21 protein-coding genes are annotated in these 25,158 nt (G+C 66.1%); 10 read left to right on the top strand and 11 right to left on the bottom strand.

What is annotated here, in order from left to right:
* Window positions 1-74: 74 nt before the first annotated feature.
* Window positions 75-1,523, bottom strand: a complete 1,449-nt coding sequence (guaB, locus tag KY389_RS03875; protein WP_219829492.1) for an IMP dehydrogenase — start codon at window positions 1,521-1,523, stop codon at window positions 75-77.
* A gap of 210 nt (window positions 1,524-1,733) precedes the next feature.
* On the opposite strand from guaB, the gene KY389_RS03880 reads away from it, so the two are divergent.
* The 8 genes from KY389_RS03880 to metH all read left to right on the top strand — a co-directional run bounded on the left by KY389_RS03880 (window position 1,734) and on the right by metH (window position 11,672).
* On the top strand, window positions 1,734-2,858 hold the full coding sequence (locus tag KY389_RS03880) for an OmpP1/FadL family transporter (RefSeq protein WP_219829493.1): 1,125 nt from the start codon (window positions 1,734-1,736) through the stop codon (window positions 2,856-2,858).
* Between the two features lie 284 nt (window positions 2,859-3,142).
* The gene (locus KY389_RS03885) at window positions 3,143-4,006 is read left to right on the top strand and encodes an ATPase (protein WP_219829494.1); all 864 of its coding nucleotides are present in this window, start codon (window positions 3,143-3,145) and stop codon (window positions 4,004-4,006) included.
* A gap of 3 nt (window positions 4,007-4,009) precedes the next feature.
* Window positions 4,010-4,942, top strand: coding sequence for a homoserine O-succinyltransferase (locus KY389_RS03890; RefSeq protein WP_219829495.1), 933 nt, complete (start codon window positions 4,010-4,012; stop codon window positions 4,940-4,942).
* Entirely contained in the window at window positions 4,939-5,829 is an 891-nt protein-coding gene (ppk2, locus tag KY389_RS03895) for a polyphosphate kinase 2 (protein ID WP_343222896.1), read from the top strand. Before KY389_RS03890 ends, ppk2 begins: the two co-directional genes overlap by 4 nt.
* A gap of 64 nt (window positions 5,830-5,893) precedes the next feature.
* Window positions 5,894-6,637 (top strand): SDR family oxidoreductase, encoded by a 744-nt coding sequence (locus tag KY389_RS03900; RefSeq protein ID WP_219829496.1) that lies wholly within the window; start codon window positions 5,894-5,896, stop codon window positions 6,635-6,637.
* Window positions 6,638-6,716: 79 nt separating this feature from the next.
* A complete protein-coding gene (locus KY389_RS03905) occupies window positions 6,717-7,754 on the top strand; it encodes an ABC transporter substrate-binding protein (RefSeq protein ID WP_219829497.1) in 1,038 nt (345 codons plus the stop codon).
* Window positions 7,755-7,909: 155 nt separating this feature from the next.
* Window positions 7,910-8,947: a homocysteine S-methyltransferase family protein gene (locus KY389_RS03910; protein WP_219829498.1), complete on the top strand. Its 1,038-nt coding sequence runs from the start codon at window positions 7,910-7,912 to the stop codon at window positions 8,945-8,947.
* Entirely contained in the window at window positions 8,940-11,672 is a 2,733-nt protein-coding gene (metH, locus tag KY389_RS03915) for a methionine synthase (RefSeq protein WP_219829499.1), read from the top strand. Before KY389_RS03910 ends, metH begins: the two co-directional genes overlap by 8 nt.
* 86 nt (window positions 11,673-11,758) lie before the next feature.
* Here the strand turns inward: metH and KY389_RS03920 are convergent, their stop codons facing one another.
* From KY389_RS03920 to xdhA, 5 genes are all read right to left on the bottom strand, one after another.
* Window positions 11,759-13,192, bottom strand: a complete 1,434-nt coding sequence (locus KY389_RS03920; RefSeq protein ID WP_219829500.1) for a mannose-1-phosphate guanylyltransferase/mannose-6-phosphate isomerase — start codon at window positions 13,190-13,192, stop codon at window positions 11,759-11,761.
* Between the two features lie 141 nt (window positions 13,193-13,333).
* The gene (gene guaD, locus KY389_RS03925; protein WP_219829501.1) at window positions 13,334-14,614 is read right to left on the bottom strand and encodes a guanine deaminase; all 1,281 of its coding nucleotides are present in this window, start codon (window positions 14,612-14,614) and stop codon (window positions 13,334-13,336) included.
* Window positions 14,602-15,333, bottom strand: a complete 732-nt coding sequence (gene xdhC, locus KY389_RS03930) for a xanthine dehydrogenase accessory protein XdhC (RefSeq protein ID WP_219829502.1) — start codon at window positions 15,331-15,333, stop codon at window positions 14,602-14,604. The genes guaD and xdhC overlap by 13 nt, the downstream gene beginning before the upstream one ends.
* Complete coding sequence (gene xdhB, locus KY389_RS03935) at window positions 15,330-17,639, bottom strand: xanthine dehydrogenase molybdopterin binding subunit (RefSeq protein WP_219829503.1); 2,310 nt, start codon at window positions 17,637-17,639, stop codon at window positions 15,330-15,332. The genes xdhC and xdhB overlap by 4 nt, the downstream gene beginning before the upstream one ends.
* A 3-nt stretch (window positions 17,640-17,642) precedes the next feature.
* Window positions 17,643-19,091, bottom strand: a complete 1,449-nt coding sequence (gene xdhA, locus KY389_RS03940; RefSeq protein ID WP_219829504.1) for a xanthine dehydrogenase small subunit — start codon at window positions 19,089-19,091, stop codon at window positions 17,643-17,645.
* Window positions 19,092-19,196: 105 nt separating this feature from the next.
* Here xdhA and KY389_RS03945 point away from each other — a divergent pair, with 105 nt between their 5' ends.
* Entirely contained in the window at window positions 19,197-20,096 is a 900-nt protein-coding gene (locus KY389_RS03945; protein WP_219829505.1) for a LysR family transcriptional regulator, read from the top strand.
* A gap of 108 nt (window positions 20,097-20,204) precedes the next feature.
* Here KY389_RS03945 and KY389_RS03950 read toward each other — a convergent pair whose 3' ends face one another.
* The 5 genes from KY389_RS03950 to KY389_RS15615 all read right to left on the bottom strand — a co-directional run bounded on the left by KY389_RS03950 (window position 20,205) and on the right by KY389_RS15615 (window position 23,953).
* On the bottom strand, window positions 20,205-21,605 hold the full coding sequence (locus tag KY389_RS03950; protein WP_219829506.1) for a PepSY-associated TM helix domain-containing protein: 1,401 nt from the start codon (window positions 21,603-21,605) through the stop codon (window positions 20,205-20,207).
* 122 nt (window positions 21,606-21,727) lie between these two features.
* Window positions 21,728-22,087, bottom strand: coding sequence for a hypothetical protein (locus KY389_RS03955; protein WP_219829507.1), 360 nt, complete (start codon window positions 22,085-22,087; stop codon window positions 21,728-21,730).
* Between the two features lie 43 nt (window positions 22,088-22,130).
* Entirely contained in the window at window positions 22,131-23,384 is a 1,254-nt protein-coding gene (locus tag KY389_RS03960; RefSeq protein WP_219829508.1) for a urate hydroxylase PuuD, read from the bottom strand.
* Window position 23,385: 1 nt separating this feature from the next.
* On the bottom strand, window positions 23,386-23,739 hold the full coding sequence (gene uraH / locus KY389_RS03965) for a hydroxyisourate hydrolase (protein WP_219829509.1): 354 nt from the start codon (window positions 23,737-23,739) through the stop codon (window positions 23,386-23,388).
* Window positions 23,740-23,818: 79 nt separating this feature from the next.
* Window positions 23,819-23,953 (bottom strand): hypothetical protein, encoded by a 135-nt coding sequence (locus KY389_RS15615; RefSeq protein WP_281426505.1) that lies wholly within the window; start codon window positions 23,951-23,953, stop codon window positions 23,819-23,821.
* A 268-nt stretch (window positions 23,954-24,221) separates the two neighbouring features.
* Here KY389_RS15615 and bhcR point away from each other — a divergent pair, with 268 nt between their 5' ends.
* Window positions 24,222-25,046: an HTH-type transcriptional regulator BhcR gene (bhcR, locus tag KY389_RS03970; RefSeq protein ID WP_219829510.1), complete on the top strand. Its 825-nt coding sequence runs from the start codon at window positions 24,222-24,224 to the stop codon at window positions 25,044-25,046.
* Window positions 25,047-25,158 lie beyond the last annotated feature (112 nt).

Consider the following 25,158-nt stretch of genomic DNA (forward strand, 5'->3'; position numbering starts at 1 on the left):
CAGGCCCCGGCTGTCGTCGGATATGCGAAAGGCGCCGGAATTTCCCCTCCGGCGCCTTTACCGTGCCATGACACTCAGCCCATACGGTAATTCGGACTTTCGCGGGTGATCTGCACGTCATGGACGTGGCTTTCCTTGAGGCCCGCGCCGGTGATGCGCACGAACTGGCAGTTGCGGCGCATTTCGGGGATGGTGGCGCAGCCGGTATAGCCCATCGCCGCACGCAGGCCGCCGACCAGCTGATGAATGACGTTGCCAGCCGGTCCCTTGTAGGGCACCTGCCCCTCGATCCCTTCGGGGACCAGCTTGTCGGTGGCGGCATCCTTCTGGAAGTAGCGGTCGGCCGAGCCACGCGCCATCGCGCCAAGGCTGCCCATGCCACGATAGGACTTGAAGCTGCGGCCCTGATAGAGGATCACCTCGCCGGGGCTTTCATCCGTGCCGGCGATGGCGCTGCCCACCATCGCGCAGCTTGCGCCCGCCGCGATGGCCTTGGCGAAATCGCCCGAGAACTTGATGCCGCCATCCGCGATGATTGGCACCTCGCCTGCGGCCCCCGCCGCATCCATGATCGCGGTCAGCTGCGGCACGCCGACGCCCGCCACGATGCGCGTGGTGCAGATGCTGCCCGGCCCGATGCCGACCTTGACCGCGTCGGCCCCGGCCTCGATCAGGGCACGGGTCGCCTCGGCGGTGGCGACATTGCCCGCAACGACCTGAACATCGGGGGCGAATTCCTTGACGCGCTCGACGGCGCGGGCGACGCCCGCAGAATGGCCATGGGCGGTGTCGATCACGACCATGTCCACCCCGGCCTCGATCAAGGCTTGCGAGCGCGCAAAGCCCTCGTCCCCCACGGTCGAGGCGGCGGCGACGCGCAGGCGGCCCAGTTCATCCTTGCACGCCAGCGGGTTCAGCACAGCCTTCTCGGTATCTTTCAGGGTCAGAAGGCCCGTCAGCTTGCCCGAGGCGTCCGTGACCAGAAGCTTCTCGATCCGGCGCGCCTTCATCAGGCTGATCGCCTCGGCCCGGTCGGCGGGTTCGTGCAGGATCGCGAGGTTTTCGGCGGTCATCATCGCGCGGACGGGGGTGCGATCATCGCTGGCAAAGCGCATGTCGCGGTTCGTCACGATGCCCAGCACGCGGCCATCCTCGTCAACGACCGGAAAACCGGTGACGTTGTAGCGTTCCTGAAAGGCCTTGGCATCGGCCAGGGTCTGATCGGGGGTCAGGGTGATCGGGCTGTAAACGATGCCGCTTTCAAACCGCTTGACGCGGCGCACCTCGGCGGCCTGCTGGTCGATGGTCAGGTTGCGGTGGATCACGCCCATCCCGCCCGCCTGCGCCATGGCGATGGCCATGCGGCTTTCGGTCACCGTATCCATGGCCGAGGACAGAAGCGGGATGTTCATGCGGATCTTCCGCGTGACATGCGTGGTCACATCCGCCGTGGACGGCAGCACTGTCGAGGCGGCCGGAACCAGAAGCACGTCGTCGAAGGTCAGGGCCTCACGAATCTGCATGGGCGTTCATCCTTGCGGCAATGTCGTTTGGCAGTTTCCCCTTTCATGGGCGGGCGTATTTGTCCAGCCCGGCCGAGGCCGTTGCGACGACGACACGACAACGCTCTGACGATTACGTGAACGTCACGTCATGTGCTGTCGGGAATTGATTGTCGGTCTGGCGCTGCTAGGCTGATGCCGGGGCCAGTTGGCTTGCCAAGGGAGGATGACATGAAAAAAACCATCGGCGGCCTTGCCGCACTGATGCTGACCACCGCGCCCGCTCTCGCCGGTGGGATCGAGCGCGCGCCGCAATCGCTGGCCGTGCTGTTCGAGCCGGGCAATTACGTCGAGCTGAGCTTTGGTGGGGCCGACCCGACGGTCAGCGGCCGCGATGCCGCGGGCTTTCGGACCGGCGATGTGGCGCAGGGCTACGGCTTCGTCGGCCTGGGATACAAGCAGCAGATCAACGAGAACCTGTCGGCGGGCCTGATCATCGAACAGCCTTTCGGCGCAGATGTGCGCTATCCGACGCAGCCAAACCCTCTTGCGCCGAACCCGGCCGTCGATGGCTCGGTCGTGCTGGGGGGAACCTTCGCCACGGTGAATTCGACCACGGTGACGGCACTGGCACGCTACAAGCTGGACAACAACATCTCGTTCCATGGCGGCATCCGCGCCTCGCGCGCCGATGCCGAGGTGGGGCTGAACGGCCTGGGCTATGGCGCGATCTCGGGCTACAGCGTCCGCATGGATCCGGCCTGGGGCGCGGGCTACGTGATCGGCGCCGCCTACGAGATCCCCGAGATCGCAGGCCGCGTCTCGTTGACCTACAACAGCAAGGTCACGCATGATTTCGACACGCGCGAGAACATCAATCCCGGCGCCGTGACGACAACCTCGGTGGACACGCCGCGCTCGGTCACGCTGGAGGGACAGACCGGCGTCGCCGCCGACACACTGGTCTTCGGCTCGATCCGGTGGGTGAAGTGGTCGGAATTCCTGGTGGAACCCGCAGCTTTCACCGCCGCGACGGGCGGCGGCCTCGTCTCGCTGGAGGATACGACGACCTACACGCTTGGCGTGGGCCGCCGCTTCACCGAAAACTGGTCGGGCTCGGTCTCGTTTGTCTATGAGCCCACGGGCGACGATCTGGTCTCGCCGCTGGCGCCGACCAACGGGCGCAAGGGGGTCACGCTGGCCGCCGTCTATACAATGGACAATCTCAAGGTCACGACCGGCATCAACTATTCGAAGCTGGGCAATGCCCGTCCGCAGACCGCCGGCCAGCCGCGTGCGGACATGCAGGACAACGACCTCTGGGGCATCGGCATCCGCGTCGGCTACAGCTTCTGATCGCCCGCGCCCGATTTTCGAACGGCCCCGTCCTCGCGGCGGGGCCGTTCTTCGTGGCGGGCGGCAGACCTTGCCGGGGCGCTGGAATGGGAAGTTCGCTCCCCCCCGCCTCCCCTGCGCGGGCGCGCCCTTCGACCATGCGTGCTGCAGAGGGGGGTCCGGGGGGCTGGCCCCCCGGCGGTCGCGGGACGCAAGGCCCCGGCCGCAGAGCCGCCGCCCCCCCCCCCCTTTTCTTGGCCCGCCCGCGCGTTTAGCTAGTGCTCAGGCGACGAAAGGGGCGGCGGATGATCTATGGCAGCGCGGATGAGTGGCACCTGGCCGCCTCGAAGCGGGTCGTTCTGTTCGGCATGTCGGGGCTGGGCAAAACCTATCTGGCGACCATGCTGCGTGCGACGGGCGACTGGTTCCATTACAGTGTCGATTACCGCATCGGCACCCGCTACATGGGCGAATATATCGCCGACAACTTCAAGCGCGAGGCGATGAAGGTTCCTTTCCTGCGCGACTTGCTGATGTCGGACAGCGTCTATATCGCCTCGAACATCACTTTCGACAATCTGGCGCCGCTTTCGACCTATCTGGGCAAGCCCGGGAGCCCCTCGCGCGGAGGCCTGCCCTTCGATCAGTATTGCCTGCGCCAGGACCAGCATCGCCGGGCCGAGATCGCCGCGCTTCTGGACACACGCCACTTCATGGACCGCGCCGCCGAGATCTACGCCATTCCGCATTTCGTCTGCGACAGCGGCGGTTCGATCTGCGAGGTCGTGGACCCCGAAGACCCCGACGATCCGGTCCTGGCCGCGCTTGAACGTGACCTTCTGATGGTCTGGATCAAGGGCAGCGACACGCATACGGCCGAGCTGGTGCGCCGCTTCGACCGCGCGCCCAAGCCCATGTATTACCAGCCGCAATTCCTGGAACGCGCCTGGATCGCCTATCGCGTCGAGAAGGGCCTGACCGAGGACGAGGTCAATCCCGACGATTTCATCCGCTGGACCTATGCCCGCGCGCTTGCCCACCGCCAGCCTCGATACGAGGCGATGGCCCGCCGCGGCGTCACCATCCTGGCCGAGGAAGTGGCCGAGATCCGCAGCCCGGCCGATTTCGACGACCTGATCGCCCGCGCCATCGCGCGCAAGAAAGACTGACCCATGCCGATCACCCTGAACGAGAACCTGCCCGCCTATCGCATCCTGTCCGAGGAAGGCGTCATGGTCATGTCGCCGGGCCGCGCGGCGACCCAGGACATCCGCCCGCTGCGCATCGGCCTTCTGAACCTGATGCCCCGGAAGATCCAGACGGAAAACCAGTTCGCCCGCCTGATCGGCGCCACGCCCCTGCAGATCGACTTTCAACTGATCCGCATGTCCGATCACGAAAGCCGCAACACGGCGGCAGAGCATCTGGAAAGCTTTTACCGCCCCTTCCGCGAGGTCGAGGCCACGGGCGAGAAATTCGACGGGCTGATCATCACCGGCGCGCCCGTCGAGCATCTGCCCTTTGATCAGGTCACTTACTGGGACGAACTGACCCGCGTCTTTGCCTGGACGCAGACCCATGTCCATTCGACCTTCGGCGTCTGCTGGGGCGGCATGGCAATGGCCTGGCACTTTCACCGACTGCCCAAGCATATCCTGCCTGCCAAGGCATTCGGCTGTTTCCGCCACCAGAACCTGGCCCCCGCCTCACCCTATCTGCGCGGCTTCTCGGATGATGTGCTGGTCCCGGTCAGCCGCTGGACCGAGGTGCGCCAGGAAGATGTCGATGCCCGCCCCGCCCTGACGACGCTGCTGGCCAGCCCCGAGGTGGGGCCCTGCCTGCTGGCCGATCCGGGGCATCGCGCGCTTTATGTCTTCAACCATTTCGAATATGACAGCACCACGCTCAAGGACGAATACGAACGCGACCTGGCGGCCGGAAAGCCCATCAACCTGCCCGCAAACTACTACCCCGATGACGACCCGTCGCGCAGGCCCGCAAACCGCTGGCGCAGCCATGCCCATCTGCTCTACGGTAACTGGATCAACGAGATCTACCAGACGACATGGTATGACATGTCCCGCATCGGAGAGACTCCGCCGTGACCCGCCCTGCCCCCATCGCGGAATTGCCGTTGGTCGGGCGGATCTCGGATTATCTGGACCATGACGCGCCCGATGCGCTGCGACGGGCCGTGACCGAGGGCACCCGGCGCGAGATCCTCGACACCTCGTTCCCCTATCAGCGGATGATGGACAAGGCCGAATACGAGACGGCGATGGAGCGGTTGCAGCTTCAGCTTGTCCGCATGATGCATGACGTGATCGCGACGAAAAAGCGTGTCGTGGTCCTGTTCGAGGGACGCGACGCGGCCGGCAAGGGCGGCGCCATAGACCGGGTGCGCGCCAATCTGAATCCGCGTTCGGCCTATGTCGTGGCCCTGCCCAAACCGACCGAGCGCGAGGCCGGGCAATGGTATTTCCAGCGCTATGTGGACTGGCTGCCCGGCCCGGGCGAGATGGCGCTGTTCGACCGCAGCTGGTATAATCGCGGCGTGGTCGAACGGGTTTTCGGCTTCTCGACCGATGCGCAGCGCGAGGCGTTCTTTCGCCAGCTGCCCGACTTCGAACAGATGCTGGTCGATGACGGCATCATACTGGTCAAGCTGTGGCTGAACGTCGGTCGCGCCGAACAGCTGCGCCGCTTCCTCGACCGCGAATGCGACCCGCTCAAGCAATGGAAGCTGAGTTCCATCGACGTGGACGGGCTGGCGAAATGGGATGATTATACCAGGGCCATTCGCGACACGCTGGCGCGGTCTCATTCGCCCATCGCGCCCTGGACGGTGATCCGGGCCGATGACAAGCGCCGGGCACGAATCGAAGCGATCCGGGCGATCCTGCAGGCAGTCGATTTCGCACACCGCGACCTTGCCGCCATCGGCGCGCCCGATGCCGCGATCGTGGGCGGCCCCGAGATGCTGCGCGGCTAGCCCCTCTTGGCGAGTCCACGCGCGCATGGCAGAACGGGACCGTTGAGCCAAGGGGGGGAAGAACATGCAACTCGCACAAGGCCGCGCCATTGTCACCGGGGGTGCCTCGGGTCTGGGTCTGGCCACCGCGCGCCATTTCCGCAAGGCGGGCGCCGAGGTGGTGATCCTCGACCTTGCCCCGTCCGGACAGGCCGAGGCCGAACGCATCGGCGCAGGCTTCCATCGCACCGATGTGACCGACGAAGCCAGCGCCGAGGCCGCCATCGCAGCCTCGGTCGCGCGGATGGGCGGCATCGACATCTGCGTGAACTGCGCGGGCATCGCCACAGGCGAGCGGGTCCTGGGCCGCGAAGGGCCGCACCGGCTGGACAGCTTCCGCCGCACCATCGAGATCAACCTGATCGGCAGCTTCAACATCATGCGCCTGGCCGCCGCCGAAATGGCCCGCAACGGGCGCGACGAAAATGGCGTGATCGTCAACACGGCCTCGGTTGCGGCCTTCGATGGACAGAAGGGGCAGGCGGCTTACGCGGCGTCAAAGGCCGCCATCGCGGGGATGACGCTGCCGCTTGCGCGCGACCTGGCCAGCCAGCGCATCCGCGTCTGCGCCATCGCGCCCGGCATCTTCGGCACGCCGATGCTGCGCGGCCTGCCGCAAGAGGTGCAGGACAGCCTGGCCCAGGACGTGACCTTTCCCAAACGGCTTGGCGAGCCCGAGGAATATGCGCAGCTTGCCGCCTTCATCGTCACCAGCGGCTATCTGAACGGCGAGGTCATCCGCCTGGATGGCGCCCTGCGGATGCGCTGAACACGGGCGCGCGAGCCGCTTGCACCCCCCTGCCGACGGGGCTAGCCTGAGGCAAAATCCAACAGGAAGGTCCGTCCTCATGCGCCTGCTATCTTGCACCATTCTGGCCGTCTCGGCCATGCCCGCCCTTGCCGCCGATCCCGAACTGACCGTGTTCGACTGGGCGGGCTTCGAGGTTCCCGAGATCTTTCAGGCCTATATCGACAAGCACGGCCAACCGCCCACCTTCGCCTTTTTCGGCGATGACGACGAGGCGTTCCAGAAGGTCTCGTCCGGGTTCCGCGCCGATGTGGTCCATCCCTGCAGCCAGATGGTCGGCAAATACCGCGACGCGGGCCTGATCGAGCCCTGGGATACCAGCCGCATTCCCAATTTCGACAAGATCGACGAACGTTTCCTGGACAGCGAGGTGTTCCGCGACGAAACCGGCGTCTGGTTCATCCCGACCGATTGGGGCGCGACCGCCATCGCCTACAATACCGAGACCGTCCCGGCCGAGGACGTGGCCAGCCTCCAGATCTTCGTCGATCCGAGATATCAGGGCCGCACCTCGTTGCCCGACAGCGCGGATGATGTCTGGGCGCTCGCCTATCTGGCGACGGGCACGACCGATTGGGACGACGTGACCGAGGAGCAGTTCCAGGCCGCCGCGGACTGGCTGCGTCAGGCTCATCAGAATGTCGCGGCCTATTGGTCCGACCCCTCCGAGCAGGCGCAGCTCATGGCCTCGGGGCTGGTCGATGTCGCCTGGTCCTGGAATGATGGCGTGGTTTATCTGCAGGGCGACAATTACCCCGTGGGCTTCCAGCGCGCGCCGGTCGAGGGATCTTCGACCTTCTTCTGCGGCTTCGTGAATGTGAAAAACGGGCCGGGCAACGAGGACAAGGTCTATGATTTCATCAACGCCTGGCTGGAACCTTCGGCAGGCCGCGCGCTGCTGGACGCGATCGGCTACGGCCATAGCTCGGTCGAAGCGATGGCGACCATCGCGGATGATCCGGCGGTGATCGAGGGTCTGGGCGAACTGGATGTGCCGGTTCTGGCGCAGACCCCGAACGATCCGCAACAGCGTGTCCGCCAGCTGGCCGAGTTCGAGCGGATCAAGGCCGGCTTCTGACTTCTGATCTGACGGCCTGCTGTCATGGGCGGGAACGCCAAGCCCCGCCCTCTTCAAGACATCTTGCAGACAACTCATGATCTTCTGCAAAATTATGAATTTGCGGGCAGGTTCGCGGATCGCTATATCACGGACTTCAAACACGAGGTTCGTCCATGTCCCTGCCCGTATCCCCCGTCCTGAAGGCGCTGAACGACATCGCGCGCGACCGTATCCTGATCCTCGACGGGGCGATGGGAACGCAGATCCAGAACCTCGGCCTGACCGAAGAGGATTATACCGGCCATGCCTCGGGCCATCCCTGCCCCCACCACACAGATCACCCGCAGAAGGGCAATAACGACCTGCTGATTCTGACCCAGCCCGAGGCGGTCGAGGATATCCATTACCGCTACGCCATCGCGGGCGCCGATATCGTCGAGACGAACACCTTTTCGGCGACCACCATCGCGCAGGCGGATTACGGTCTGCAAGAGGCTGTGACCGACCTGAACGTCGAAGGTGCCCGCATTGCGCGCCGCGCGCTGGACCGCGCAACAGCCCGGGACGGGCGCCCCCGCTTCGTTGCGGGTGCCATCGGGCCGACGAACCGCACGGCCTCGATCAGCCCCGACGTGAACAATCCCGGTTTTCGCGCGACCAGTTTCGAGGAATTGCGCGTGGCCTATCTGCAACAGGCGCGCGGCCTGATCGCGGGCGGCGCCGACATCCTGCTGATCGAGACGATTTTTGACACGCTGAACGCCAAGGCCGCGATCTTCGCCTGCAATCAGGCGATGGAGGAACACGGCCTTGCCTTGCCGCTGATGATCTCGGGAACGATCACGGATGCTTCGGGGCGCACCCTGTCGGGGCAGACGCCCACGGCCTTCTGGTATTCGGTGCGCCATGCCCGGCCCTGGACAATCGGCCTGAATTGCGCGCTTGGCGCCGAGGCGATGCGCCCGCATCTGGCCGAGCTTTCGGGCGTCGCCGAGACGCTGATCTGCGCCTATCCGAATGCCGGCCTGCCCAATGCCTTCGGCCAGTATGACGAGGGCCCGCAGGACACCGCCCGGCAGGTCGCCGAATTCGCTCGCGAAGGTCTTGTCAACGTCGTGGGCGGCTGCTGCGGCACCACGCCCGACCATATCCGCGCCATAGCCGAAGCCGTTGCGGGCTTCACCCCCAGGAAGGTGCCCGCCTATGCCTGAGCGTCTTTTGCGTCTTTCGGGTCTGGAACCCTTCACGCTGACCCCCGACATTCCCTTCGTGAATGTGGGCGAGCGCACGAACGTCACCGGCAGCGCGCGTTTCCGCAAGCTGATCAAGGAACGCGACTACGCCGCCGCGCTGGAAGTTGCCCGCGAGCAGGTCGAGAACGGCGCCCAGATCATCGACATCAACATGGATGAGGGGTTGATCGACAGCCGCGCGGCCATGGTCGAGTTCCTGAATCTCGTCGCGGCCGAACCAGACATCGCGCGCGTGCCGATCATGATCGACAGCTCCAGGTGGGAGGTGATCGAGGCGGGCCTGCAATGCGTTCAGGGCAAGCCGGTGGTCAACTCCATCAGCCTGAAGGAGGGCGAAGAGCAATTCCGCCATCAGGCGCGGCTGTGCCTGGCCTATGGCGCCGCCGTCGTGGTCATGGCCTTCGACGAACAGGGCCAGGCCGACACTGCCGCCCGCAAGATCGAGATCTGCCAGCGTGCCTACAACATCCTGGTCACCGAGGTCGGCTTTCCGCCCGAGGATATCATCTTCGACCCCAACATCTTTGCCGTAGCGACCGGGATCGAGGAGCACGACAATTACGGCGTCGATTTCATCGAGGCGACACGCTGGATCCGCCAGAACCTGCCTCATGCCCATGTCTCGGGGGGCGTCTCGAATCTCAGCTTCAGCTTTCGCGGCAACGAACCCGTGCGCGAGGCCATGCACGCGGTGTTTCTCTACCACGCCATTCAGGCGGGGATGGATATGGGCATCGTCAATGCGGGCCAATTGGCGGTCTATGACCAGATCGACCCCGAACTGCGCGAAGCCTGCGAGGATGTCATCCTGAACCGCAAGCCTCGCACGGGCGGTAGCGCGACCGAACGCCTGCTGGAGATTGCCGAGCGCTTCCGCGGGGACGGTGGCGGCGCCAGACGCGAAAAGGATCTGTCCTGGCGCGAATGGCCGATCGAGAAGCGCCTGGAACATGCCTTGGTCAACGGTATCACCGAATATATCGAGGCCGATACCGAGGAGGCCCGGCGACAGTCCGAACGCCCGCTGCACGTCATCGAAGGGCCGCTGATGGCTGGCATGAACGTCGTCGGCGACCTCTTCGGCGCGGGCAAGATGTTCCTGCCGCAGGTGGTGAAATCCGCCCGCGTGATGAAACAGGCCGTCGCAGTCCTGCTGCCCTATATGGAGGAGGAAAAGCGCCTTTCGGGTGGCGAGGGCCGCGAATCCGCCGGCAAGGTTCTGATGGCCACGGTCAAGGGCGACGTTCACGACATCGGCAAGAACATCGTGGGCGTCGTGCTGGCCTGCAACAATTTCGAGGTGATCGACCTTGGCGTGATGGTCCCCCCCCAGAAGATCCTGCAGGTCGCGCGCGAGGAAAATGTGGACATCATCGGCCTTTCGGGCCTCATCACGCCCTCGCTGGACGAAATGGTGCATCTGGCCTCGGAGATGGAGCGCGAGGGTTTCGACATCCCGCTGCTGATCGGCGGCGCGACCACCTCCAAGATTCACACCGCGGTCAAGATCGCGCCCCGCTACACGCGCGGGCAGGTGGTCTATGTGACCGATGCCAGCCGCGCGGTCGGTGTCGCCTCGGCGCTGATGTCGCCGACGCAGCGGGCCGATTACGTCGCGGGGATCCGCGCGGAATATGCCGAGGTGGCCGAACGCCATGAACGATCCGAGGCCGCGAAAAGCCGCCTGCCTCTGGCCGCGGCCCGCGCCAATGCCCTCTGCCTGGACTGGGCGTCCTACAAGCCGGTTGCGCCTTCGTTCACGGGAGCCCGCGTGATCGAGGACTGGGATCTGGCTCGGATTGCCCAGTATATCGACTGGACGCCCTTTTTCCAGACCTGGGAACTGAAAGGCGTTTATCCCCGCATCCTCGAAGACGAGGCGCAGGGCCCCGCCGCCCGGCAGCTTTTCGCCGAGGCGCAGGAGATGCTGTCGCGCCTCATCGCGGGCAAATGGTTCCGCCCCCGCGCCGTGCTGGGTTTCTGGCCCGCCAATGCCGAAGGCGACGATATCCGCTTGTGGACCGATGCCCAGCGCAGGACACCCCTGGCCACGCTACACACGCTGCGCCAGCAGGTGACCAAGCGCAATGGCCGCCCGAATGTGGCCCTGTCGGATTTCGTGGCGCCCGAGGGCATCCCCGACCACGTCGGCGGCTTCGTCGTCACCGCCGGCCCCGAAGAGGCCGAGATCGCCGCCCGCTACGAGCGCGCGAATGACGATTACGGGGCGATCATGGTCAAGGCCCTGGCCGACCGCATCGCCGAGGCCATGGCCGAGATGCTGCACGAACGCGTCAGGCGAGAATTCTGGGGCTACGCTGCGGACGAGGCCTTCACCCCCGAGGAGCTGATCGCCGAACCCTACAAGGGCATCCGTCCCGCGCCGGGCTATCCGGCCCAGCCCGACCATACCGAAAAGCGGACGCTGTTCCGGCTGCTGGATGCCGAACAGGCGACCGGCGTGACGCTGACGGAAAGCATGGCGATGTGGCCCGGCTCATCGGTCTCGGGCCTCTATATCGCCCATCCCGACAGCTATTATTTCGGCGTCGCCAGGATCGAGGAGGACCAGGCCCGCGACTATGCCGCCCGCAAGGGCTGGACGCTTGAAGAGGCCGAACGCTGGCTGGCGCCAATCCTCAATTACGACCCGGCTCGACGCACGGCCGATGCGGCGGCCTGACAACCGGCTGCGCGGCCGGATCATCGTCCGCGCGCCGGAAGCGGTTGGAGGCCGAGGGGCAAAAGCCCCCCGCCCCTGGCGCCTGTTCAATCGGTGCTGCTGCGCGAATAGACATCTTCGTAGCGGATGATGTCATCCTCACCCAGATAGGCGCCGGTCTGCACCTCGATCAGGACCATCGGCACCTTGCCGGGGTTCTCCATGCGATGGATGGCGCCAAGCGGCACATAGATCGACTGATTCTCGGTCACCAGCGTCACCGTCTCGTCCACCGTGACCCGTGCCGTGCCCGACACCACGATCCAGTGTTCGGACCGGTGCACATGGCTTTGCAGCGACAGCGCCGCACCCGGTTTCACGACGATTCGCTTGACCTGGAAACGGTCGGCCAGGGCCAAAGTCTCGAACCAGCCCCAGGGGCGATGGTCGCGCGGAAAGGCGGTAGCCTGCCTGACGCCCCGCGCCTTGAGCACATCGACCGCTTGGCGCACATCCTGCGCGCGGCCCTTGTCGGCCACCAGGACCGCATCCGAGGTCGCCACCACCATCACGTCGCGCAGCCCGATGCCTACGATTTCGACATCTTCGCTGTCCGAGCGCAGCAGCACGTTCTCGCAGTCGATGGCGGTCGCGTTGTGCCCGGCCAGAACGCCGTTTTCCGAAGGGTTGCCCAAGAGACCCTCGCGCCAGACGGCATCCCAGCCCCCCAGATCCGACCAGCGGCCCGAATAGCGCACTACGCTGAGATTGTCGGCCTTTTCCATCACGGCATAGTCGATGGAATTGTCCTCGACCTGCTCCCAGGGGCCTCGTGCCAGGCGCAGGAAGCCCAGATCATGCGTGGCGCCATCCACCGCCGTCTGGACCGGCTCAAGATAGGACGGTGCATGGCTGCGGAAGGCCTCGATCATCACGTCGGCGCGAAAGAGGAAAATCCCCGCATTCCACAGGAACCTCCCCTCTTGCAGCATCGCTGCCGCGCGCGCGGCATCGGGCTTTTCGACGAAGCGCGCCAGGGGCTGCGGGCCGTCGCCATCCGAGGCCAGTTCCAGATAGCCGTAACCGGTTTCAGGGCGGTCGGGTGTGATGCCGAAGGTCACGATCCGCCCCTCGCGCGCCGCAGCTGCGCCCTGCATCACCGCGGCCCGGAAGGTGGCCGCATCGGGGATCACGTGATCCGAGGGTGCAACCAGCACCAGCCCCGAGGGGGTTCTGGCCGCCACCATCAGCGCAGCGGCCAGGATTGCCGGAGCGGTATTGCGGCCCGCAGGCTCGATCACGATGCTGCTCGGCTCGATCCCGGCCTGTTCAAGCTGTTCGGCCACGATGAAACGGAAATCGGAATTGGTCATCACCATGGGCGCGGCGAAATCCTCGCCGCAGAGCCGCCGGGCCGACGCCTGAAACAAGGTCTCGTCGCCGACAAGCTGCGCGAACTGCTTGGGAAAGGCCTTGCGCGAAACAGGCCACAGGCGCGTGCCTGACCCGCCCGCCATCAAGACCGGAGTAATCTGAGCCATATCAATCCCCTTGGCGCGCAGCGCCCCTGTTCGTCCCGTCGCAGAAAGCACCCTCTGCCGCGGCCAGTCAAATGACGAACGGCGACCAGCGTCAAGCCGCAGGCTTTGCCGCGTGCCGCCCTGGCTGCAGATTTGCAGCATTCACGCGGTTTTCATCGGCCGACCGGCAACATAGGTCTGCACCACCGCACGGTCGTCGCCCATGATCTGCAGGATGAACAATTCCTCGGCCAGGGTGGCCGCGCGTTCGGCGCGCAACGCCATGGCAGGTGTCGCGCGCGGGTCCAGAACGACCAGATCGGCGGCACTGCCCGGCGCAAGGGTGCCGATCTCGGCCTCGAGTCCGAGAGCCAGCGCATTGCCGCGCGTCGCCCAGTGGAAGGCCGCCAGCGGATGCAGTTTCTGGCCGCGCATCTGCAGAACCTTGTAGCCCTCGTTAAGGGTCTGCAACATCGACCAGCTGGTGCCGCCGCCGATATCGGTCGCGATCCCGCTGACGATCCCCGCCGCCCGCAACCTCCGTTCGTCGAAGAGGCCCGAGCCCAGAAACAGGTTCGAGGTCGGGCAGAAGACGGCGCGGCTGCCTGTCTCGGCCATGCGCGCGATCTCTCGCGTTTCCAGATGGATCGAATGGCCCAGCAGGGTTTTCCGGCCCAGAAGGCCGTGCGTCTCGTAGATGTCGAGGTAATCGCGCGCCTGAGGATGGAGGCTTAGCGTATAGGCGATCTCGTCGCGGTTTTCGGAAAGATGTGTCTGGACATGACAATCGGGATGCTCGGCGGCCAGCGCGCCCGCCGCGGCCAGTTGTTCGGGCGTCGAGGTGATGGCAAAGCGCGGCGTGATCGCGTAGCGCTGTCGGCCTTGGCCGTGCCAGGTCTCGATCAGCGCCTTGCTGTCGTCATAGGCGGATTGCGCCGTGTCATGGATCGCGGGAATGGCGTTGCGGTCCATCATCACCTTGCCCGCGATCATGGCCATGTCACGGGCATGGGCAGCGGCAAAGAGCGCCTCGGCGCTGGTCCTGTGGCTGGAGCAGAAGGCGACGGCGGTCGTTGTGCCATGTGCCAGCAGCTGGCCGAGGAAGAGGTCCGCCATGCGGGCGGCATGGGAGGGGTCGCCGAATTCGGCCTCGGCCGGAAAGGTGTAGGTGTTCAGCCAGTCCAGAAGCTGGGCGCCCCAGCTGGCGATGACCTGAAGCTGGGGGAAATGGATATGCGGATCGATGAAGCCCGGCAGGATCAGATGCGGGCGGTGGTCGATCTGGGACAGGCCGTCGCGGGCCAGATCGGTGTGATCCCCGACCGCGAGGATGCGGCCATCCTGAACCAGGATCGCGCCATCTTCATGGTAGCGGTGGCTGAGGTCGGTTTCGGACGGGTCGGCGAAGAAGTCGAGGACGCGGCCCCGGATCAATTGTTGCATGGGTATTTGTTCAACGGAGAAGAGGTGAGGCGCGCCATCAATTCGGCGGCGGTGAAGGTGGCGATGATCGCGGGGCGCTTGTCGCGCGAGAAGCCGGCGCCGATCGGGCAGGTCAGGGGCGCGGGGTCGAGGCCGCGGTCGCGGGCGAAGCGGGTGAATTGCGCGCGTTTCGTGGCGCTGCCGATCATGCCGATATAGGTGAGGTCGGGACGGGCCAGCGCCTCGGCGGCCAGCAGGAAGTCCAGCGCGTGGTCATGGGTCAGGATGATGACGGCCGTGCCGGGGCGGGCGGCGCGGATTTGCACCTCGGGTAGCGGTGTCAGCAGTGTGGGGCCGACGGCGCGAGCCAGCTCCTCGGCGCGGCTGTCGATCAGCAGCGCGTTGACCGGCAGATGCTGGAGGAGCGCCGAGAGCGCGCGCCCGACATGGCCCGCGCCGAAGATCAGCACGTCGGGATGATCCGGCGGGCTCGCCGCCTGGCGGTCGAGGGACAGGACCACGCGGCCGCCGCAGCATTGTCCGATCTCGGGGCCGAGGGAGATCTCCATGCGGGCCATCTGTTCGCCGCGCGCCAGCATCTGGCGGGCGCGGTCGATGGCCATGTATTCCAGCTGGCCGCCGCCGATGGTGCCCTGCGTGGCGTGGGAGGTCACGATCATCTCGGCCCCCGCCTCGCGCGGGGTGGACCCGCGCGCGGATATGACCCGGACGCGGATCATCCGCGCAGCCGCTCTACCGCCATCAGCACGCGTTCGGGCGTGGCGGGGGCGTCCAGGCGGGCGGGTTCGCGGTAATCCGCGACCGAGGCCACGGCCATGTTGATCGCCTCGAAGACACTGATGCCCAGGACGAAGGGCGGCTCTCCGACGGCCTTCGAGCGTTTGATGGTCCGCTCGGTCGCTTCGGACCAGTCGGCCAGCGCGACGTTGAAGATGCGCGGCCGGTCCGAGGCCAGCGGCACCTTGTAGGTCGAGGGCGCATGGGTCCGCAGCCGGCCCTTGTCGTCCCACCACAGTTCCTCGGTGGTCAGCCAGCCGGCGCCCTGCACGAAGGCGCCCTCGACCTGGCCCCGGTCCAGCGCAGGGTTCAGGCTGCGGCCCACGTCATGCAGGATGTCGGCGCGGTCGATGACATATTCGCCGGTCAGCGTGTCCACCGAGACCTCGGACACCGCCGCGCCATAGGCAAAGTAATAGAACGGCCGCCCCTGCCCCGTGGTCCGGTCCCAATGGATCTTGGGCGTCTTGTAGAAGCCCGCCGCCGACAAATGGATGCGCGCCATATAGGCCGCCCGGATCACCTGATCGAAGACGATCATCTGGTCGCCCGCCCGCACATGGCCCGGAACGAAGGCCACCTGATCCTCGGCGACCTTCCAGTTTTCCGCGACGAAAGCCGTCAGACGCGCCTTGATCTGATTGGCCGCGTCCAGCGCCGCCATGCCGTTCAGGTCGGTCCCGGACGACGCCGCCGTGGCCGAGGTGTTCGGCACTTTCTCGGTCGTCGTCTTCGTGATCCTGATACGGCTGATGTCGCATTGGAACGCCTCGGCCACGATCTGGGCGACCTTGGTGTTCAGGCCCTGCCCCATCTCGGTCCCGCCATGGTTCAGGTGGATCGAGCCGTCAGAATAGATGTGGATAAGCGCGCCCGCCTGATTGAACCAGGTTGCGGTGAAGCTGATGCCGAACTTCACCGGCGTCAGGGCGATGCCCTTGCGGATCACGCCGCCGCGCGCGTTCCAGTCCAGCACCGCCTGCCTGCGGGCCTGATAGTAGCTGCTCTGCTCCAGCTCCGCGATCAGGCGCGGCAGGATCTGGTCCTGCACCTCCTGGTGATAGGGGGTCAGCTGGCCATTCTGATAGAGGTTGCGCTTGCGCACCTCCAACGGGTCGAGGCCCAGGGCATAGGCGATCTCTTCGACCATCCGTTCGGCCATGATCGCGCCCTGCGGCCCGCCGAAGCCCCGAAAGGCCGTGTTGCTGACCGTGTTCGTGCGCATCGGATGCGAGGACAGCCGCACATCGGGATAGAAATAGGCGTTGTCGGCGTGAAACAGCGCCCGGTCCGTGACGGGGCCGCTGAGATCCGCCGAAAACCCGCAGCGGGCATAGAGATCGCCCTCCACCGCCCGGATGCGGCCTTCGTCGTCGAAGCCCACGGCATAGTCGATCACGAAGTCATGCCGCTTGCCGGTGGCGGTCATGTCGTCGTCGCGGTCGGGGCGGATCTTGACCGCGCGGTGCCAGCGCTTGGCCGCCACGGCGGCCACGCAGGCAAAGAGGTTCATCTGCGTCTCCTTGCCGCCGAAGCCCCCGCCCATGCGGCGCACATTCACCACGACCGCGCTGCTGGGCACGCCCAGGACATGGGCGACCATGTGCTGCACCTCGGACGGGTGCTGGGTCGAGACATGCAGCGCGACCTCGTCATCCTCGCCCGGAATGGCCAGGGCGATCTGCCCCTCCAGATAGAAGTGATCCTGCCCGCCCACGGCAAAGCGCCCGGTGATCCGGCGCGGCGCATCGGCCATGGCCACCGCCGCATCGCCGCGACGCAGGGTCAGCGGATCGGTCACATAGCCCATCCCCGCATCCCGCGCCGCGATCGGGTCCAGAACATGGGGCAGCGCGTCATAGTCGATCCGCGCCTTATGCGCCGCGCGCCGCGCCTGGTCGCGGGTTTCCGCGATGACGGCAAAGACCGGCTGCCCCCAGAAATGCACCACCCCATCGGCCAGGATCGGGTCATCATTCATGCCATTGGGCGACACATCGTTGACGCCAGGCAGGTCATCGGCGGTCAGCACACCCAGCACGCCGGGCTGGGCCAGCGTGTCGGTGAAATCCATCCCCGTGATGCGCCCATGCGCGCAGGTGGACAGGCCCAGATAGGCGTGGATCGTGCCGGTCGGCTCTACCAGATCGTCGGTATAGTCCGCACGGCCCGTGACATGCTTGATGGCGCTGTCGTGGATGGTGTCCTGATGGGCCTGGCCGGCGATGGGGGCGGCGTCGTCCTTCATGGCTCAGGCTCTTTCGGTCAGGCGCAGCCGCACGGGCAGGCCAGGTTCGGATTGCTCCAGCCAGAAGCGGCGGATCAGGTTCCGCGCGACCGTGGCGCGGTATTCGGCGCTGGCGCGCATGTCGGTCATCGGCTGAAAGTCACCCGCGATGGCGCGGGCGGCAGCATCGAAAGCAGCCTCGGCGAAGGGCTGGCCGCGCAGCGCGGCCTCGGCCGCGCGGGCGCGTTTGGGAATGCCTGCCATGCCGCCAAAGGCCAGCCGCGCATCGGTGATGATGCCCTCCGCCACATCGACGCGGATGCCCGCCGCGACCGCGGTGATGTCGCTGTCGCGGCGCTTGCTGACCTTGTAGGCGGCGGTGCGGGCCGCACGGTGGATGGGGATCACGATCTCCTCGACGAATTCGCCGGGCTGGCGGTCCTGCTTGCCATAGTCGATGAAGAAATCCTCCAGCGGCATCTCGCGGCGGTCCGCGCCCCGGCGCAGCACGATCCGCGCATCCAGCGCGATCAGCAGGGGCGGCGTGTCCCCGATGGGCGAGCCGTTGGCGATGTTCGCGCCGATGGTGCCCACATTCCGGACCTGCCAGCCGCCGATGCGCTGCCAGTATTCCGCCGCCTGCGGGATGTGGCGGGCGATCACCGGCGCAGCCTCGGAATAGGTGACGCCCGCGCCGAGGCGGATCAGGTCACCCTCGACGGTAATGTCTTTCATCAGATGGCCGATGAAGATGGCGGGGCTGATGTCGCGCATGAATTTCGTGACCCACAGGCCCACATCGGTCGCGCCCGCGACCAGCGTTGAGTCCGGTTCCTTCAGAAGTGCCGCAGCCAGATCGTCCGTGTCGGTGGGGATCAGCGCCCGGTCTGCGCCGCGCGCAAGCGATACGCGCGCGCCCCGCATCCCGGCCAGGCGCGCGGCCACCGCCTCGCGTTCGCGCGCCAGCGCGTCCTGGGCCTGCCCTCCGGCCGCGCCTGCGGCCTGGGCCGCGCGGATGATCGGCGCATAGCCCGTGCAGCGGCAGATATTGCCCTGCAGCGCAGTCTCGATCTCGGCTTCGCCCGCCTTCGGGTCTGTCATCCACAACCCATAAAGCGCCATGACGATGCCCGGCGTGCAGAAGCCGCATTGGCTGCCGTGATGCGCGACCATCGCGGCCTGGATCGGGTGCAGCCCGCCATCCGGGCCGCGCAGGTGCTCGATCGTCACGATATGGGTCGCGTGACAGGATGCCATCAGCCGGATACAGGCATTGATCGGCTCGTAGACCAATCCATCCGGCGTCAGCCGCCCCGAAAGGACCGTGCAGGCACCGCAATCGCCCTCGGCGCAGCCCTCCTTGGTGCCGGTCAGCCGCCGCGTCAGCCGCAAATGGTCCAGCAGCGTGTCAGACGCTGCGACCTCGGTCAGGGCCACCTCGGTATCATTGAGCAGAAAACGCAGCTGGGTCATCTGGGTCTTTCCTCGGGTGACGCGATGCTAGGCCCGAACTTGCGGGTGGGAAATCGCTCGTGGCATAGAAGACTTTACACGAAACGTTGAAAGCGGGCCAATCTCATGTCCTATCTGGAAAGCCTGCGCGTCTTTGTGCGGGTGGTCGAACTGGGCTCGATCACCGCCGGAGGCAGGGATCTGCGGCTTTCCCCGGCAGTTGCCTCGAATCGCATCAAGGATCTTGAAAATCGCTTCGGGCTGCGGCTGCTGAACCGCACCACCCGCAAGCTGACCCCGACCGAGATCGGGCGCGCCTTCTACGACCATGCGCGGCGCGTCATCGACACGCTGGACGAGGCCGAGGCGCTGGTCAGCAGCTTTTCGGGCAAGCCGCAGGGGGTGATCCGGCTGACCGCACCCCTGGGTCTGGGGCGGCGGCTGATCGCGCCGTTGATCCCGATCTTCTGCGCCGACAATCCCGGCGTCGAGATCCGGCTGCGATTGTCGGATCGCAACGTCAACATCGTCGAGGATGCGATCGACTTGGCCTTCTTTCTGGGCGAACCTGCCGATTCCGCCTTGAAATGGCGCAAGATCGCGGATTGCCCGCGCGTGCTGGTCGCCGCGCCGGATTACCTGGCGCGCGCGGGGATGCCCGAAGGACCGGACGATCTGGCGGGGCATAACTGCCTGCTGCTGCGCTATCCACGCAGCCCGGAATATTTCTGGGTTCTCCAGACCGAGGGCGGCCCCCGCAAGCTGAGCCTGCAAGGGCGGTTCGACACGGATGACGGCGATGTGCTGCGCGATTGGGCGCTTGGCGGGCATGGCATCGCCAACCGCCCGCTTTATGAAGTGGCCGGGGATCTCGCTGCGGGCCGTCTGGTCGAGGTGCTGCCGCAGAACCGGCCGCTGCCCGCGCAATTCGGCTGTCTGACGCCGCATCGTCGCTTGCAGGATCCCAAGATCCGCATGTTTGCCGATTACGCGGCACGCGAATTGCGCCCCCTGTTCCAGGAGTGATCCCGGCGGACCTTGCCGGGGGCGCGGCGGCGCCGCCTTCCCCCATCGAGGGGGAAGGCGGCGCCCGGGGGCCTGGCGGCCCCCGCAGCCCCGATCATGCGCCCGCGTTCAGGTCAGAACGCGCCTGAGAGCAGGCAGGCGGGACAGGATCAGCCAATCGACCAGCAGCACCGCCGCAAAGGTCAGGCCCGCCAAAGGAAAGGCCACGCCGATCACCAGGCCTGCCACGACCGCGCCTTTCCAGAAGGGCATTTCGCGCGGCATGGGTGGCGCCGACAGCCGCCACGCACCCGACGGTCTGCGCTTCCACCAGAGCACCGCCCCCGACAGGCAGAGAAAAATGACCGCCAGGCAAAAGACCGTGTTGGCCAGCACGCTCCAGAGGCCAAGCGTTCCCATATGCAGCGCGATCCCCACGGCCATCGCCTTGCCCGCCAGCGAGTAATCCTCGAACCGCACATCGGCAAGGATGCGGCCGCTGTAGCGGTCCACATGCACCGTCCGGTCGCTGGTCGGGTCAAGACTGTCGGTGCTCATGCTGTCGCGACTGATCGTCCAGACGCCGGTCTCGCCGCGCGGCAAGGCCAGCTGATAGCGGCCCTCGAAACCGATCGAGCGGGCCAGCGCATCGACGCTGTCGATCGTCACCGGCTCGCCTGCCGGTATGCCCGCCTGCCCGACCGGACCGCCGGAGGCGGGCATGAGCGTCTGCTCCAGCGCCCAGGGCACCTCTTTCGGGCCATCATTCAGGCTGGCATGGGTCACGTCGGACAGGGGCACCTCATCCCATTTCGCCGCCGGAAAGGTGGACCAGGCCTGCATCATCTGCCCGCCCCAGATGCCCGCCCAGCTGAGGCCGGACACCAGAAAGAACAGCAGCCCGACCGAGATCCAGACGCCGATGCTCATGTGAAGCGACCGCCAGAGGGCGCGGCCCCTGGCGCGCAGGTCCGGCACCAGCGCCGCGCGCAGGCTTGTCCCCCGCGGCCACCAGAGAAACAGCCCCGAGACCAGCAGCATGATCCCGAGCGAGGCCGAGACCTCCAGCATCCGGTCGCCGACCACCCCCAGGCGCAGGTCGCTGTGGATGCTGTCTGCCCAGTCATACCAGCCGCTGCGGCGGGGGAAACTGTCGATCACCTGTGCCTTGAAGGGATCGACGGCGACCATGACCGGGCCGTCCGGGCCGTCGATGCGGAACAGCGCCGCCTGATCCGGCGCGCGCGGGGCGATGTAGAGGCGCGGCTCGCCGCCTGGCACGGCGGTCAGGGCGACCGCGGCCTGAAGGGTCAGGCTTGCAGGGCTGGACTGCGGCTCGACCGGGATACGTTCGCCGTCGCGCCCGTCGATATGGGCGATCCACAGCATCATCAGCCCGGTGACGGCCAGCACCAGAAAGAAGGGGATCACGAAAAGCCCGGCATAGAAGTGCCAGCGCCAGGCTGCCCGGTAGAGGCGCCGCGCGGTGTCGCCGCGGGTGATGTCATGGGATGCGTCGATGCTGGTCATGATTGCACCCATGCAAGCGGGGCCGCCGGAGCGGTCGTAAAAAAACAAGTCATTGGTCATGCCTCTTGCGCATGGCAGGCGCCATGCGATTGTCGGAAAGGACGGAAGGAAGGGTTCTTGCGTCAGATCCGAGGTGGCGCGCGGGCATCACCCGTGTGGAAGGCATGAGCCGGCCGCCAGAGGTGATGATCGGCGACCGGGGCGCTGGTCGCGGCCAGTTCCAGCCACAGGGGCGGGATGGCGGGCGTAGCACATCCATCCAGCGCATGGGCTAGAAGACAGGGCAAATCGTGCCGGTCGCGCGGGGGCTGCGGCGTATCGCCGGGTATGGAGAGGGTGATTTCGGTCAGGCCGTGGCCGGTGCAGATCAGCACCGTGCGGCTGTCAACGACACCCATGCCCGCCAGCACCACCGAGGTTTTCGGCAGCACCACGCCAAGGATTACCCCCAGCAACAGGACAAGGCGCATGGCAGAGATCATCACCGCGCCATAACGCGACGTGGCGCCTTCCTGTCAAGGGCGATCAGAGGCCCGCCAGCCCGAAGGCGCCCACCTCACGGAACCAGCGAATGATCCGGGCGCGTTCCTCGGGTTGCATGTCGGTCAGGTTGGCGGGTGGCATGGCACCGGTCAGACCCGATTGCACATAGATCTCGCGCGCGGCGCGGGCGATGTCGGCGGGCGTTTCCAGCACAACACCCTTGGGCGGGACGCGGATACCGTCCCAGACGGGCTCGCGCGCGTGACACATCGAACAGCGCCCGATCACGGTCTGCGTCACCTCGTCAAAGCCGGGGGCCTCGGCAAAGCGTGCCTCGACCGGGGTCAGGGGACGGGCCATCGCGTCGTCATAGCGGTCCTGGTTCACGCCAAGCGCCGAGAGCCACATCACCCCGATGAACAACATCACCGTCACCGCCCAGGTCCACCATCGATAGCCTTTGCCGGCGTGCATCGTGTTGAAGAAGTGCCGGATCGTCACGCCCATCAGGAAGATCAGCGCCGCGATCAGCCAGTTGTATTCGCTGGCAAAGGCCAGCGGATAATGGTTCGACAGCATCAGGAAGATGACGGGCAGCGTCAGGTAGTTGTTATGCGTCGAACGCAGCTTGGCGATCCGGCCGTATTTCGGATCGGGCGCGCGCCCGGCCTTGAGGTCGGCCACCACGATGCGCTGGTTCGGCATGATGATCAGGAACACGTTCGCGGTCATGATCGTCGCGGTGAAGGCGCCCAGATGCAGCAAGGCCGCGCGCCCCGTGAAGACCTGGTCATAGGCCCAGCCCATCGCCACCAGCGCGGCGAACAGAAGCAGCATCAGCACCGTCGGCCGGTTGCCCAGGGGCGACTTGCACAGCCCGTCATAGATCAGCCAGCCAAGCGCCAGCGAGCCCGCCGAGATCGCGACCGCCTGCCATGTCGCCAGGTCCGCCTTGGCCGGGTCGATCAGATAGAGGTTCGCCCCCGCCCAATAGGTCACCATCAGAAGCGCCGCGCCCGACAGCCAGGTCGAATAGCTTTCCCATTTGAACCAGGTCAGATGCTCGGGCATCCGCTCGGGCGCGACCAGGTATTTCTGGATATGGTAGAAGCCGCCGCCATGGACCTGCCATTCCTCGCCATGCGCGCCCCTGGGCAGATGCGGGGCCTTGCGCAGGCCCAGATCCAGCGCGATGAAATAGAAGCTGCTGCCGATCCAGGCGATGGCGGTGATGACATGGATCCAGCGGATCGCAAAGGCCAGCCATTCCCACAGGATGATGGTTTCCGGGATCATCTCAGCTGCCCCGATAGGTCGAATAGCCAAACGGCGAGACCAGCAGCGGGACGTGATAATGATCGTCCTGCGACATGCCGAATCGGATCGGGATCACGTCCAGGAAACGCGGCTCCTCGGGCGGAATACCGGTCGCGTCCATCCAGGCGCCGGCGTGAAACTCCAGCTCGTAGCGGCCGGTCGCGAAATCCTCGGCGGGCAGGATCTGGCGGTCGGTCCGGCCGTCGGCATTCGTGACCAGCCGCGCAAGTTCGGTTCGGGTCGCACCGTCGAGACGGTAGAGCACCACCTCCATCCCCTCGGCCGGGCGGCCGCGAGCGGTGTCCAGAACATGGGTCGTCAGATAGCCCGGCATCCATTCCTCCGTCGGCAGATCCTGCCCCTTGATACCCCATGACCTCTGCCATTCGAGCGTCAGCATAGGCAAGGCAGTCTTAACATCCCGTGTAAAATCGCCCGCAAGTCCCGACGGTTTTCGATGCCACCCGTTCGCGGGACAGGATCAGGTGCCGAACGATGGCGGCCAGCGCGGCCGGCAGAATGCCCGAGGCGCCCAGGATCAGCAGCATCTTGGGCAGGCGATCCAGCGCATTGACGCCGCCGCGCGCCAAGCGGTCAGAGCAATGGCTTGACCTTGGTCGCCAAGGCACCGAGACTGTAGCCGCCTCGGCTGGACGGCAGAAATCCCGGCCGCGCGCAGCCAAGATGGCACATTCTTGTGGAATATCTTTCCAATTCGTGCCATGAGTTTGTCAAATCCCGTCCTTTCAACGCTTTGACACGTGCCAAAGGCGATTTTCTGCCGCTTGGCCATGTCATCTCAACGGAGTGACAAAAATGGCCGAAGCCATTCGCCGCCGGGGGCGCCCGCGCAAGGCCGCACCCGAGACCCCCGCCACCGTCCAGGCGCTGGAGCGGGCACTGGACATGCTGGACCTGCTGGCGGCGCGGCCGAACCTGACACTGAGCCAGGTGGCCGAAGCCACAGGCCAGCCCCCCTCGACCACGCATCGGATCCTGCACACGCTGGCCACGCGCGGCATGGTCGAAAGCGACCCGGCAACGCAGGGCTGGAATATCGGTCCCGCCAGCTTTCGGCTCGGCTCGGCCTTCATGCGCCGCTCGGGGCTGGTGGAACGCGCCCGTCCGATCCTGCGCGGTCTGATGGAACATACCGGCGAGACGGCCAATCTGGGTATCCTCAACGGCGATGCGGTCCTGTTCATCAGCCAGGTCGAGACCACCGAAACGATCCGCGCCTTCTTTCCGCCCGGCACCCGTTCGCCCCTGCACGCATCGGGGATCGGCAAGGCACTGCTGGCCTTCGGCCGTCCCGCAATCCTGGAGACGATTCTGTCGGGTCCGGGGTTGCAGCGATTCACCGAGCAGACGCTGACCGACCCCGAGGCGCTGCGCGCCGATCTGGCCCGCATCCGTCATCGCGGCTTCTCGCTGGATGACCAGGAAAAGACCAGAGGTATGCGCTGCATCGCCGCCCCTGTTTTCGATCTCAGCGGAGAGGCGGTCGCGGGCATCTCGGTCAGCGGCCCGGCGCACCGCATCCAGCCCGAACATGTCAAGACCCTCGGCGCGGCCGTCACTGCTGCCGCCGCAGCCCTGACCGAGGCGATGGGCGGCCAGCCCCCCGAGCCGCAGACCTGACCATCTGCCCGCCCGGCGGGCCGCGCGATTGTCGCCGTTTTCTTGATATTGAATTCCGCCCCTGCCCGCTTGCCCCTGCGGGCATCGCGCGCTTTTCTGGGGCGGCCAGGAC

Source organism: Paracoccus bogoriensis (assembly GCF_019431455.1).
GTDB lineage: Bacteria > Pseudomonadota > Alphaproteobacteria > Rhodobacterales > Rhodobacteraceae > Paracoccus > Paracoccus bogoriensis.

Bases quoted from the DNA above. Each gene is read 5' to 3' on its own strand.
- KY389_RS03880 (WP_219829493.1), top strand. From the start codon at position 1,734: ATGAAAAAAACCATCGGCGGCCTTGCCGCACTGATGCTGACCACCGCG.
- KY389_RS03910 (WP_219829498.1), top strand. From the start codon at position 7,910: ATGTCCCTGCCCGTATCCCCCGTCCTGAAGGCGCTGAACGACATCGCG.
- bhcR (WP_219829510.1), top strand. From the start codon at position 24,222: ATGGCCGAAGCCATTCGCCGCCGGGGGCGCCCGCGCAAGGCCGCACCC.
- KY389_RS03905 (WP_219829497.1), top strand. From the start codon at position 6,717: ATGCGCCTGCTATCTTGCACCATTCTGGCCGTCTCGGCCATGCCCGCC.
- KY389_RS03890 (WP_219829495.1), top strand. From the start codon at position 4,010: ATGCCGATCACCCTGAACGAGAACCTGCCCGCCTATCGCATCCTGTCC.
- metH (WP_219829499.1), top strand. From the start codon at position 8,940: ATGCCTGAGCGTCTTTTGCGTCTTTCGGGTCTGGAACCCTTCACGCTG.
- xdhB (WP_219829503.1), bottom strand. From the start codon at position 17,639: ATGAAGGACGACGCCGCCCCCATCGCCGGCCAGGCCCATCAGGACACC.
- KY389_RS03900 (WP_219829496.1), top strand. From the start codon at position 5,894: ATGCAACTCGCACAAGGCCGCGCCATTGTCACCGGGGGTGCCTCGGGT.
- KY389_RS15615 (WP_281426505.1), bottom strand. From the start codon at position 23,953: ATGCTGCTGATCCTGGGCGCCTCGGGCATTCTGCCGGCCGCGCTGGCC.
- guaD (WP_219829501.1), bottom strand. From the start codon at position 14,614: ATGCAACAATTGATCCGGGGCCGCGTCCTCGACTTCTTCGCCGACCCG.
- KY389_RS03945 (WP_219829505.1), top strand. From the start codon at position 19,197: ATGTCCTATCTGGAAAGCCTGCGCGTCTTTGTGCGGGTGGTCGAACTG.
- KY389_RS03885 (WP_219829494.1), top strand. From the start codon at position 3,143: ATGATCTATGGCAGCGCGGATGAGTGGCACCTGGCCGCCTCGAAGCGG.
- xdhC (WP_219829502.1), bottom strand. From the start codon at position 15,333: ATGATCCGCGTCCGGGTCATATCCGCGCGCGGGTCCACCCCGCGCGAG.
- uraH (WP_219829509.1), bottom strand. From the start codon at position 23,739: ATGCCGGGCTATCTGACGACCCATGTTCTGGACACCGCTCGCGGCCGC.
- KY389_RS03920 (WP_219829500.1), bottom strand. From the start codon at position 13,192: ATGGCTCAGATTACTCCGGTCTTGATGGCGGGCGGGTCAGGCACGCGC.
- KY389_RS03955 (WP_219829507.1), bottom strand. From the start codon at position 22,087: ATGATCTCTGCCATGCGCCTTGTCCTGTTGCTGGGGGTAATCCTTGGC.
- KY389_RS03960 (WP_219829508.1), bottom strand. From the start codon at position 23,384: ATGATCCCGGAAACCATCATCCTGTGGGAATGGCTGGCCTTTGCGATC.
- xdhA (WP_219829504.1), bottom strand. From the start codon at position 19,091: ATGACCCAGCTGCGTTTTCTGCTCAATGATACCGAGGTGGCCCTGACC.
- guaB (WP_219829492.1), bottom strand. From the start codon at position 1,523: ATGCAGATTCGTGAGGCCCTGACCTTCGACGACGTGCTTCTGGTTCCG.
- KY389_RS03950 (WP_219829506.1), bottom strand. From the start codon at position 21,605: ATGACCAGCATCGACGCATCCCATGACATCACCCGCGGCGACACCGCG.